7 protein-coding genes are annotated in these 11851 nt (G+C 65.1%); 4 read left to right on the top strand and 3 right to left on the bottom strand.

Annotation, left to right across the window (positions count from 1 at the left end):
- Positions 1–79: 79 nt before the first annotated feature.
- The 3 genes from EEB19_RS10265 (at position 80) to EEB19_RS10255 (ending at position 5782) form a co-directional block, all read left to right on the top strand.
- The gene (locus EEB19_RS10265) at positions 80–1168 is read left to right on the top strand and encodes a VOC family protein (RefSeq protein WP_187585786.1); all 1089 of its coding nucleotides are present in this window, start codon (positions 80–82) and stop codon (positions 1166–1168) included.
- Between the two features lie 238 nt (positions 1169–1406).
- Positions 1407–4034, top strand: a complete 2628-nt coding sequence (locus EEB19_RS10260) for an ATP-binding cassette domain-containing protein (protein ID WP_262365559.1) — start codon at positions 1407–1409, stop codon at positions 4032–4034.
- A gap of 5 nt (positions 4035–4039) precedes the next feature.
- Complete coding sequence (locus EEB19_RS10255; RefSeq protein ID WP_187585855.1) at positions 4040–5782, top strand: ABC transporter ATP-binding protein; 1743 nt, start codon at positions 4040–4042, stop codon at positions 5780–5782.
- Positions 5783–5864: 82 nt separating this feature from the next.
- Here EEB19_RS10255 and EEB19_RS10250 read toward each other — a convergent pair whose 3' ends face one another.
- Positions 5865–7487, bottom strand: a complete 1623-nt coding sequence (locus tag EEB19_RS10250; protein ID WP_187585784.1) for a fatty acid--CoA ligase — start codon at positions 7485–7487, stop codon at positions 5865–5867.
- 102 nt (positions 7488–7589) lie between these two features.
- A complete protein-coding gene (locus EEB19_RS10245; protein ID WP_262365558.1) occupies positions 7590–8261 on the bottom strand; it encodes a TetR/AcrR family transcriptional regulator in 672 nt (223 codons plus the stop codon).
- Between the two features lie 227 nt (positions 8262–8488).
- Here EEB19_RS10245 and EEB19_RS10240 point away from each other — a divergent pair, with 227 nt between their 5' ends.
- Positions 8489–9766, top strand: a complete 1278-nt coding sequence (locus EEB19_RS10240) for a lipase family protein (protein ID WP_187585851.1) — start codon at positions 8489–8491, stop codon at positions 9764–9766.
- Between the two features lie 352 nt (positions 9767–10118).
- On the opposite strand, the gene EEB19_RS10235 is transcribed toward EEB19_RS10240, so the two are convergent.
- Complete coding sequence (locus EEB19_RS10235; RefSeq protein WP_187585782.1) at positions 10119–11729, bottom strand: hypothetical protein; 1611 nt, start codon at positions 11727–11729, stop codon at positions 10119–10121.
- Positions 11730–11851: the final 122 nt, after the last annotated feature.

Here is an 11851-nt window from a genome sequence, read left to right as displayed (position 1 = left end):
CGAAGCGGCATGCTCGGGTCATCCACCGATGGAGCGGCCCCGGAACCCGGGTGCCGGACGATTGAGTTCAGGAGCACCGATGAGCGAGAACCCCACCCGTTTCGAGATCGCCCACCTGGCGCGTGTCGAGCTGTTCAGCCCGAAGCCGCAGGAGACCGAGGACTTCTTCACCCGGTTCCTCGGCATGTATGTGACCCACCGCGAAGGGCAGTCGGTGTATCTGCGTGGCTACGAGGACCCGTATCAGTGGAGCCTGAAGGTCACCGAGTCGGCCGAGGCCGGCATGGGACATGCGGCGCTTCGGACGAGTTCGCCCGAGGCGCTGGAACGTCGGGTCGCATCGCTGAAGGACGGCAACGTCGACGGCGGCTGGACGGAGGATCACTTCGGCTTCGGTAAGACCTTCGAGTACCGGTCCACCGACGGGCACAACCTCTCGTTGCTGTGGGAGGCCGAAAAGTACGTTGCACCAGAAGAATTGCGCAGCAAGATCCTGTCACGGCCGTCGAAGAAGCCGTTGTCGGGCATCCCGGTCAAGCGGATCGACCATCTGAACCTCATGTCGTCGGACGTGTCCGCGACCAAGAACGAGTTCGAGCGGCATCTGGGCTTCCGCACCACCGAACGTGTCGTCGACGGTGAGGTGGAGATCGGTGCGTGGATGAGTTCCAACATCCTCGGCCACGAGGTCGCCTGCATGCGCGACATGACCGGCGGGCGCGGCAAACTGCACCACGTCGCGTTCTACTACGGCACCGGGCAACACAACGTCGACGCGGCAGAGATGTTCCGCGACTACGACATCCAGATCGAGGCGGGGCCGGACGTCCACGGCATCACGCAGGGCCAGTTCCTGTACGTCTTCGAACCCGGCGGCAACCGTATCGAACTCTTCGGCGAGGCAGGTTACCTGCACCTCGACCCCGACGCCGAGACCAAGACGTGGCAGATGTCCGACATCGACACCGGCCTCGCTGTCGGCGGCGCGAAGCTCCCGTGGGAGACCTACTTCACCTACGGAACCCCGAGCCCACTGTCGCTCGACCAGCACATCGAGCAGTTCGCCCACTTCGGACCCGGTGCCGAGCCGGCTCCGGTCGAGGCCGCCGTCGACGGCACTCCTGTTGCGATCGATGAGTCGCGGGCTGTGGCGGGTGCGCCTGCCTGACTACTGACCACCCAGGCCGCCCGCAGGTGTAGTAGATCGTCTCGCAGAGAGAGACGTTTGACTACACCTGCGAGCGGCTTTACCGACCGGAGTCACCAGATCAGGGACTATCCCCGGTTACTTAGGCCGCACTAACCTGATCTCGACCAGGGGTGGCTTCTGTGGTGCGTGTGACGAGCACGTGCGTGTGTTGATCAGACACCGCGAAGCCACTCCGGAGCGAGACCGGAGGGTGCAGATGGCTGGACGGGGATTCACCGGCGCGGTGATGCGCGCATACGGTGCGATCGACCACGCGGCGACGAGGACCGGGTCGGTGCAACTCACCGAGCACTGTGTGCGCGTGCATTTTCATTCGGACACCCTGTTCGACGACCTGGTGTTCGGGCCGACCAGCTGGATTCGGGCGTGGTTCCCGGATGACAAGGGCACAGAGTTCCAACGCGGCTACACCTTCGCCGAGGCCGATCCGGAGACAGGCGATTTCGCCATCGACTTCGTTCTGCACGAACCCGCCGGTCCTGCGTCTCAATGGGCCAGAGAAGCCGAAGTGGGCGCATCGATCGAGATGACCTCGATGAGTTCGTTGCCGTTCGAGATTCCCGATGAGAATCGACCATCGGGGTACTTGCTGATCGGCGACTCGGCGTCCATCCCGGCCATCCGCACGATCATCGACATCGTTCCCGACGACCTGCCCATCGAGTTGTACCTCGAAGAGCACGATGCGCTCGATCGGGACCTGCCTCTCGCCGAGCATCCGCGGCTGCGGATCCACTGGGTGAAACGGGCCGATGCCGCGTCGGTCGCCGCAGCCCTCGAGACGCGCGACTGGTCCAACTGGTACGCGTGGCTGGGACCGGAGTCGGCGTCGCTCAAAGAACTGCGCAAGCGGATCAAAGAGTTCGGCTTCCCCAAGTCGGAGATCCACGCACAGGCCTACTGGGTGCAGGGCAAGGCGATGGGTAAGGAGCGCGATCCCGACGCCGAGGCCGCCGCGCCGGACGTCGAGACGATCGAGCCGGAGATCGTCGCCGACGAACCCGAGGCGGTGATCGCAGCGAGCGCCACGGGCGACCTCCCGACGCAGGGCACCTGGCGTGCCGCGGGCGCCGGTCGGTTGCTGGCACCGCTGAAACGCACACTCGTTGCCGGTGGCGTACTGCAGGCCATCGTCACACTGATCCAGCTGGCCCCGTATCTGCTGCTGGTCGAACTCGGGCGACGTCTCCTCGGCGGCGCCGACTCGTCGGAACTGTGGCTGTTGGGGATCGTCGCCGTCGTCTTGCTGGGAGTCGGTACCCTACTGGAGTCGGCGCTGCTGATCTGGCTGCATTCCGTCGACGGTTCGTTCTCCCGCGACCTGCGGCAACGACTGTTGGCCAAGCTGTCTCACCTCCCGCTGGGGTGGTTCACCGACCGCAATGCGGGCAGTATCAAAACACTCGTCCAGGACAACACGCTCTCCCTGCACTATCTGGTGACACATGCGGTGCCCGACGCGGTGGCGGCGGTGGTGGCACCGGTCGCGGTGCTCGTGTATCTCTTCGTCGTCGACTGGCGCATCGCGTTGTTCCTGCTCATCCCGGTGCTCGCCTACATCGTGACGTTGGCGCGGATGATGGTGGTGTCAGGGCCCAAGATTCCCCTGGCGCAGACCTGGGCCGAACGAATGAACGGCGAAGCCGCCGCCTATCTCGAAGCGCAGCCGGTGATCCGGACGTTCGGCGGGGTGATGTCCTCGCGGTTCCGTCACAACCTCGACGGTTACCTCTCGTTCCTCAACAACTGGCAGCGTCCGTTCATCACCGCCAAGACCGTGATGGACCTGATGACGCGGCCCACCACGTTCCTGTGGCTGATCGCGGTGGTCGGCACCTTCTTCGTGGTGTGGGGGTGGGCGGATCCCGTTGACCTGCTGCCATTCCTCCTGTTGGGCACCACCTTCGGGGCCCGGCTGCTGGGTATCAGCTTCGGTCTGCAGAGTCTCAGATCGGGCATGATCGCGGCTCGCGACATCCAGGAGACCATCGATGCCGCAGAGCTGTCGACAGAGCCGATCGAGACCATCGACGACGCCGCCGGCGCGGTCGCCTTCGACAACGTGACCTTCGGCTATCGCCCGGACAGTCCGGTTCTCCGGGGCATCTCACTGCGACTGAAACCGGGGACCGTCACCGCGCTGGTCGGACCGTCCGGGTCAGGCAAGTCGACGCTTGCCGCGTTGCTCGCCCGATTCCACGATGTCGACTCCGGTGCAATACGTATCGGGGGCCGTGACATTCGCTCGTTCGAGTCCGATGAGCTGTATCAGCAACTCGGTTTCGTGTTGCAGCAGACCCGATTGGTGCATGGAACGGTGGCGCAGAACATCGCGCTCGCCGTCCCCGACGCCTCACATGAACGTATCGAGGCAGCTGCTCGCTCCGCCAACATCCACGACCGGATCGAACGGATGCCGCGGGGCTACGACACGGTCCTCGGGCCCGATGCCGCGCTGTCCGGCGGTGAACGTCAACGCCTCGCCATCGCGCGTGCATTGCTTGCCGACGCCCCGGTGATCATCCTCGACGAGGCAACTGCTTTCGCCGATCCCGAGTCGGAGTATCTGGTGCAGCAGAGCCTGAGTCGACTGGCCGCCGATCGAACAGTGTTGGTGATCGCGCACCGACTGCACACCGTTGTCGATGCCGACACCGTCGTCGCGCTCGACGGCGGGCGGATCGTCGAAGAAGGACGTCACGGCGACCTGGTCGAGCGTGGGGGCAGATACGCGGCGCTGTGGGAATCATTAGAGCGGAATGCAGGCGAGCAGCAGGAATCGTTAGGGGCCAAGCACAACGAGACGGCAGGAATCGACCGATGATCGCGATGATCCGCACTCTTCTCGCACTACTACCGCCTGAGTCCCGGCCCGCCATCAACCGTTTCTTCGGGCTCGCGATCCTGTCGGTCCTGCTGCGTGCCGTCGGCGTGGTGATGTTGGTGCCGCTGATCGCCGGCCTCGTCGACGGTGAACACGGCACCGCACTTCTGTGGCTTGCCGGATTGACTGTTGTGACGCTCTTCGGATGGCTTGTCGACGCCGCAGCCTCCAAAGTGGGTTCGCTGATGGGCTTCACGCTTCTCGACACCACACAACATCGAGTGGCTGAGCGGCTTTCGCGTATCCAGCTGAGCTGGTTCACCGCCGCCAACACCGCCACTGCCCGGCAGGCGATCGCCGCCACTGGTCCCGACCTCGTCGGTGTGGTCGTGTACCTGCTGGTGCCGGTGGTCAATGCCGTGCTGTTGCCGGTCGCCATCGGACTCGTGTTGTTTGGGGTGTCGTGGCAACTCGCTGTGGTCGCGTTGGCGGGAGTACCGCTGCTGCTCGGCGCTCTGTGGGCGACCGGCGCGATGACGCGCCGCGCCGATCGCGTTGCCGACGAGGCCAATTCGGAACTGACCGAGCGGATCGTCGAGTTCGCGCGTACTCAGGAGGCGCTGCGCGTGGCGCGTCGAGTGGAGCCCGAGCGCAGCCTGGCGGGCGCGGCACTCGCCAGACAACATGGTGCGACGACGCGACTGCTGGCACTGCAGATTCCCGGACAGGTGCTGTTCAGCATTGCCGGTCAGCTCGCGCTGTTCGCGCTCGCCGGCGTCACGGCATGGTTGACGGTCCGGGGCACGTTGTCGGTGGCAGAGGCGGTCGCGCTGATCGTCGTGGCGGTGCGGTACCTGGAACCATTTGCTGCACTGGGTGATCTGGCATCGGGGCTGGAGAATGCGCGTGGCGTGCTCGGCAAGATCCAGGCGGTGATCGACGCGCCGGTCGATCCGAGTGGAGATGTGTCGCACCGTGCACTGATGGCGCCGCGCATCGAGTTCGAGAATGTCGGATTCGATTACGGTGACCCCGACCAGCCTGTGCTCGACGGTGTGGATCTTCTGCTGGAAGCGGGATCGACGACCGCGATCATCGGACCGTCGGGATCGGGCAAGAGCACGGTGCTTGGTCTGATTGCCGGCCTGTACACACCCACCACAGGTCGCATTCTGTTCGACGGGGTGGATGCGGCCAGTCTCGACCACGACACCCGGCGCGCGCTCGCGAGTGTGGTCTTTCAGCAGCCGTACCTCATCGAGGGCAGCATCACCGACAACGTTCTGGCCGGCGATCCGAGCGCGTCGCCGCAGCGGATCGACGCCGCGATGCGGTTGGCCCGAGTGGACGAGATCACCGGCCGGCTGCCCGATGGTGCGGAGTCTCGTGTGGGGGAGGCCGGTTCGGTGCTGTCGGGCGGTGAACGTCAGCGCATCAGCATCGCGCGTGCGCTGGTGAAACCCGCGCCGGTGTTGTTGATCGACGAAGCGACCAGTGCGTTGGACAACGAGAACGAACGTGCCGTGGTGGATGCTCTGTCGGTCGACATCACCGATCGCACCCGCGTGATCGTCGCGCATCGTCAGGCGGGAATTCGTCACGCGGACCGGGTGATCGTGCTCGAGGGCGGCAAAGTTGTGGAGTCAGGTACTCGCGAGGAGTTGTTGGCTGCGGGTGGACGATTCGCTACCTTCTGGGACCGACAGGATGCTTCGGCGCGGTGGAAGCTGACCGACGCCGAAGTCTGATGACGCCAGGGCCAGGCGCGCGGTGAATGCGACCCACGCTAACCCCACCGGCGAGTCCGCGAACCCCGAATGAGCCCGCTCCTCACACCCGCGTGACGTCCAACTCCCCATCCTTGTACTGCGATCGCAGCCGCTTCTTGTCGAACTTGCCGACGCTCGTCTTCGGGACCTCGTTGATCACCGTCCAGTTCTCCGGTAGCTGCCACTTGGCGACCTTGTCGGACAGGAACTCTCGGAGATCCTCGACCTTCGCGGCGGAACCCTCCCGCAGCACGACGGCCACCAAGGGCCGCTCGTCCCATTTCGCGTCGGGCACGCCGATCACGGCCGCCTCGATGACGTCCGGATGCCCCATGACCTCGTTCTCGAGATCGACCGAGGAGATCCATTCGCCGCCGGACTTGATGATGTCCTTGGTGCGGTCGGTGAGGGTGAGATAACCGTCGGGCGTGATGGTCCCGACGTCGCCGGTGCGCAGCCAGCCATCGTGAAACTTGTCGGCGGCGTCGATGCCGTAGTACGAACCGGTGATCCAGGGGCCGCGGACCTCGACCTCGCCGACCGATCTGCCGTCGCTGGGCACGACCGCGCCGAGGTCGTCGACGAGCCGCGCCTGCACCGACGCCGGGAATCGCCCCTGGGTATAGCGGTAGCGCCACCGCTCCTCACCCTCGGTGCCGGCGGGCGGGCGTGACACCGAGCCGAGCGGCGACGTCTCGGTCATGCCCCACCCCTGCAGCACCTGGATGCCGTGATCCTCGTCAAAGGTGTGCATCAGCGACGGCGGCACGGCGGAACCGCCGATGAGAACGTCATGCATGCACGAGATGTCCTGCGGATGCTGCTCGAGATACTGGTGCAGTCCCTGCCAGATGGTCGGCACCGCGGCCGAGAACGTGGGCTGTTCCGCAGCGATCAGCGCGGCCAGAGGTTCGGGCTGCAGGAAGCGGTCGGGCATGATCATCGACGCCCCGATCATGAAGGCCGCGTACGGCAATCCCCATGCCATCGCATGGAATTGGGGCACGATCGCCAACGCTCGGTCGCCCTGCTTGAGGGCCGGGCCTTCGCTCATACACACCTGCATGGAATGCAGGTAGATCGAACGATGCGAGTAGACAACACCTTTCGGGTCACCTGTGGTTCCCGAGGTGTAACACATCGCGGCCGCCGACCGCTCGTCGACCTCCGGCCAATCGAACTCGGTGGGCTCCTCGGCGATCAGGGTCTCGTACGCATGCACCTGCACCCCGTCGGGCACGTCGATCCCATCGGTCGAATCGCCGGTGACGATCACATGTTTCACCGTGCTCAAGTGCGGTAGGTGAGGCGTGAGCAGCGGCAGCAACGTCGGATCGACGATGATGATCTGGTCCTCGCCGTGATTGGCCACATGGATCAGCTGTTCGGGAAACAGTCGAATGTTGAGGGTGTGCAGCACCGCGCCCATCGACGGGACGGCCAGGTAGGCCTCGAGATGCTCGGCGTTGTTCCACATGAACGTCGCCACCCGCTCGTCGCCGGTGATGCCGAGACCACGCAGCGCGTGCGCGAGCTGCGCACATCGTCGGCCGGTCTCGGCGTAGCTGCGGCGGCGAGGACCGGAATCGGTCCAGGTCACCACCTCGGCGGTGCCGTGGACGGTGCTGCCGTGACGCAGCAGCTGCGCGATGGACAGCGGGGCGTCTTGCATGGTGCTCAGCATGGGTCTCCTCGATCCTGACGGGCCGGATGCGTCCCTCTGAGCGTCGCACTTCACCGAAGGTGAGGAGGGTGAGTTGCCCGAATGCGGCTCGTCGGAGGGAGATCAGGGTTGCTCGCCGCGCATACCCGCCCGCACGGTGAGCACGAAGTCGGTCATGTCGTCGGCCAGTTGCGTGCGCGTCCGGCCGGTGAGCTCGCCGTCTGATTGGTCGAGCGCATCGGCGATCAGGTCGAACAGGCCGCCGGTCACGGCGATCGCCAGGTGCTCGCCCGCGGCGGCGGGACCCTTGTCGAAGCGTGACCACACCGAGCGGATGAGGTCGGCGGCCTGACGACGGTTCGCGCGCCGTTGCCGTTCGACGGTGGGGGAGATGCCGCCTGACTGGCCGAAGGTGATCACGCCGATCCGCGGATCGTCGGCCAAGGCGTCGACGAACATCGTCAGCAACCGACGGGTGAGGGTGGCCTCGGTGTCGTCGGCGTCGTCGGGTGCCGCGTAGAGCTTCTCGAAGATCATGTGCGTGTTGCGTTGCAGCAGTTCGAGATAGCACGCCTCCTTGGTGGAGAAGTGCTCATAGAAGGCCTTGTTCCCGACATATGCCATCTGGCAGATCGTCTCGATCGACGAGTTCGCGTAACCGTCCCGGGTGAAGAGGTCGAGCGCCGCGTCGAGGATCAGTTCACGTCGCTGCTGCGCCCGCTCCGTCGCGTCGAGCCCCTTGATACGACGGCCGGCGGGGGACTGCTTCCCCGCGCTTCGTGCTTTTCCGGTCACCTGACGAAGTGTAGAAGCAATTACCAACAAGAGCTCTTGTTCAAAACAAGGGCGTGTGCTGTACTGCTGTGACCGGCATCACCGACGACGGGGGAGAACGCGTGGAGATCCAGCACATCGATCAGGAGCGATCCGCGAACACGCATGATCGGGGGGCGCCGCACAAGACATGGCGGCGCATCGTCGTGCTCGCGACTGTCGCCGCCGTGGTGGGCGTTGGTCTCCTGATGCCCGGATCAGCCGGTGCGAATCCGGCTTTCCCGCACAGCTTTCCGCCGCACCAGAACCAGTTGCCGCAGTTGCCACGCGAGCCGGACATCTATCGCGCCCTGCCGATCGCCACCCCGGACACGGACCCGTGGTACCGCGATCCGCCGAACATCGGCGCCTACCGGCCTGGCCAGATCGTGCGGACGCGGGTGGTTCAGACCCGGATTCTCGGCATCCCGTTCCCGGTGCACACCAAGCAGTTGCTGTACCGGTCGGAGGACGCACACGGCCGGCCGATCGTGACCGCTACGTCGGTGATCATCCCCGGCACCCCATGGACCGGTAGTCCGCGTCCGGTGGTCTCCTTCCAGGAGGCGATCGACTCCACCAGTTCGGCGTGCAACCCGTCGCACACCCTGCAGACGGGCACCTTCAAGGAGGCAACCCTCGCAACGTCTTGGCTCGCTCAGGGTTTCGCGGTCAACGTCCCCGACTTCGACGGCAAGTTCAACACGTTCAGCACCTGGGACGAGGGCAAGATGGTGCTCGACAGTCTGCGCGCGGTGAAGAACGACACGACGCTTGGTCTGCGGCGGTCGGGGTTCGCGCTGTACGGATACTCCGGTGGCGGATCGGGCTCCATCCGTGCGGCCGGCCTGCGCAAGACCTACGCCCCCGATGTGACGATCCTCGGCACCGCCATGGGCGGCGCGCCTGCGGATCTGACCGCGCAGGCCCGCTACGCGACGGGCGCGCAGCCGGGAGTCACCGGGATCAGCAACTTCACCATGTGGCTCGGCTTCGCCGCGCTGTCCCGCGAGTATCCGGAGATCTTCGACGCGAAGCGGCTCCTCACGCCTGCGGGACAGAAGATCGTCGCCGACCTCGGCGACCGCTGCGTGTACACCGCTGCGATGACCGGCATGTGGCGGCCGATCCGCGACTACTTCCAACCCGGTAAGACGCTCGAGAAGGCTCCAGGCGTGATGCCGCTCCTGCGAGACCTCAGTCTGGACAAGCACATTCCCGATACCCCGGTGCTGTGGTTCCACGGGATCTGGGATGAGCTGATCCCGCCGTCGACGGTGGTGCTACCTGTGGTCCGCAAGTATTGGCAGGCCGGCGCAGACTTACGTTTCGTGACGATTCCGCTGCCCGAACACGTCACCAACGCGGCGGTGGGCTGGATGCCGGCGCAGGCCTGGATCAGCGCGGTGCTGCGCGGAGCGTCGCCGGGTCCGCGGTTCAAGCTCGACTATCCGGCGCCGCTGCCGAAGGGGTTTCCGGGGACGTGAGAACGTCGCTGTCCCAGCCCAGCCCAGCCCCCGCCCTCGACTCGCTGACCGTGCCCAAGAATTCGCCGATCGTGCCCCAGAACTCGCCGACTGTGCCCCAGAATTCGCCGACCGTGCCCTGAATCTCGCCGACTGTGCCCAGTATTCGCCGATCGTGCCCTGAATTTCGCCGACTGTGCCCGGGCGCCATCGGCGGAGCGGTTGGTCGCGGACATGCCAGCTAGGAGTGTCTGGAGGACGTCGTGAAAATCGGTGATCGGGCGGGCCGTCGTGTGCAGGACCGACCCGTCAACCCGACCGTGGCCCCACCGCATCTATAGCGGTGGGGCCACGGACAGCGAAACATAAACTCCTACAACAAGTACGTCGCGATCACCGTCGCGATGATCAGACCGCTCATCACAGGGACAAAGCACTTTCGGGCGAGGCTGAGAACAGGCACTCGAGCGAAACCTGCCACCGCGACGAGTGACGACCAGGCGACGAGAGTTCCGCCGCCCGACCAGATGTTGCCCATCTGCCCGATCGCGGCCAAGGTGGCCGGGTCCATTCCGGAGCCGGGCGCCAATGCCCCGGCGAGCGCACCGGTCAACGGCAGCCCGCTGAAACCCGAGCCGTCGAGACCCGCGACGAGTCCGACGATCAGCACGCCGAAGGACGTGACGATCGGAATATTGGGCAGGTGCGACTGTGCCGCGTTGACGAGATCGAAGAGGAATGCCGGGCCCGTGGCATCGTCGGGCAGGCCGAGGATCTCCGCGGCGTAGTCGGAGCTGCCGATGAGGAAGAATCCGGCGATCGGCAGGACGATACCCATGGCCTTGAACGCGAAGACCAATCCGTCGACGAGGTGGTCCGCAGTTGTCTCGAGGAACTTACTGGGTTCGTCTGCGGCGCAGACGGCAAAGAGCAGCAGCGCCGCGATGCCACCGACCATGGCGGCTGCGTCACCACCCTCGAGCGACGGGACGACCCCGATCTTGCCGAGGACGAGGTAGACGATGAACGCCAAGTATGCGAGCGGTACGAGACAGGCGAAAATTCTTGCCTTGTTGCTGGGTTCACCATCGGCCCCGCCATTGGCCGGCGGAGCCGGATCGATCACCGCGGTGCCGGTTGATCCACGTGAGCCGGATGGTGTGTCACCGGACCCGCCTGAGGCACCGGCCGACCGGGTGGCAGAGTGCCCCGCCGTTCCGCCGCCCGCAGAGACGACCTCGATCTCACCGCTGGCATGGTTGTCGCCTGCGGTTGTGTCCGATGACTCGACGTGGCGGTCGGCCTCGTTCTCCCACTCGGTCAGCAGTTCGGCCGACGGAGCGCGCCAGGTTCGACGCTGCATCAACCACGTGATGACGACGGCGACCCCGCCGACGATGAGCGACAAGATGAGCGACTTGTCGGCGACCCCGTCGACGTCGATGCCGGCGGCCTTGGCCGAGATGCCAGGCGCCACCTTCATCACATAGTCCGACGACAGTGCCATGCCCTGTCCCGCAATGGCGATCACCATTCCCACCGACATCGGTGACAGGCCGGCACGGATGGCCACCGGGATCAGCACGGCGCCTACCAGCGGAACGGCGGGCGTCGGCCAGAAGAACAGGGAGATCACGTATGTCACGACTGCAAGAATGATGAAACTGCTTGTCGGACTGCGCATGATCTTGCGGAACGGAGTGATCATCAGTCGGTCGGCGCCCATCTGGCGCAGACCGCCCAACATCGCGGTCACCAACGCGATGATCAGGAAGATGTTGAACAGCTCCTTCGCGGCAACCAAGCTGGCGTTGAAGATCGACGCGATCGCCGTGACGATGCTGTCGGAGAACGCGAACGCCGTGAGAAACGTTGCGATGACGGCAGGAACGACGATGTTCTTGCGCATGACCATGGTGGCGATGATGACGATGACGCCGGCCAGATATACCCAATGGGCGGCAGTGAGATCTATGGGCTGCACAGTGAAGGTCCTTAACGGGAGAGGAACGAACGGGGCTGTGGTGGTGAAGACACTCCACCCGCCTTCCTCACCGGTCAATCAGAACGATGCACACGTAGCTCCCGGGTTTCGTGTGCACACTG

The organism is Gordonia sp. OPL2 (genome assembly GCF_003797825.1).
Lineage (GTDB): Bacteria > Actinomycetota > Actinomycetes > Mycobacteriales > Mycobacteriaceae > Gordonia.
Note: the sequence above shows the minus strand (reverse complement) of the source record. Positions and strands in the feature narration are given on the sequence as shown.

What these genes read in the sequence shown, in the direction of transcription:
- EEB19_RS10265 (WP_187585786.1), top strand. Translation starts at nt 80, where the DNA reads ATGAGCGAGAACCCCACCCGTTTCGAGATCGCCCACCTGGCGCGTGTC.
- EEB19_RS10260 (WP_262365559.1), top strand. Translation starts at nt 1,407, where the DNA reads ATGGCTGGACGGGGATTCACCGGCGCGGTGATGCGCGCATACGGTGCG.
- EEB19_RS10255 (WP_187585855.1), top strand. Translation starts at nt 4,040, where the DNA reads ATGATCCGCACTCTTCTCGCACTACTACCGCCTGAGTCCCGGCCCGCC.
- EEB19_RS10250 (WP_187585784.1), bottom strand. Translation starts at nt 7,487, where the DNA reads ATGCTGAGCACCATGCAAGACGCCCCGCTGTCCATCGCGCAGCTGCTG.
- EEB19_RS10240 (WP_187585851.1), top strand. Translation starts at nt 8,489, where the DNA reads ATGCCCGGATCAGCCGGTGCGAATCCGGCTTTCCCGCACAGCTTTCCG.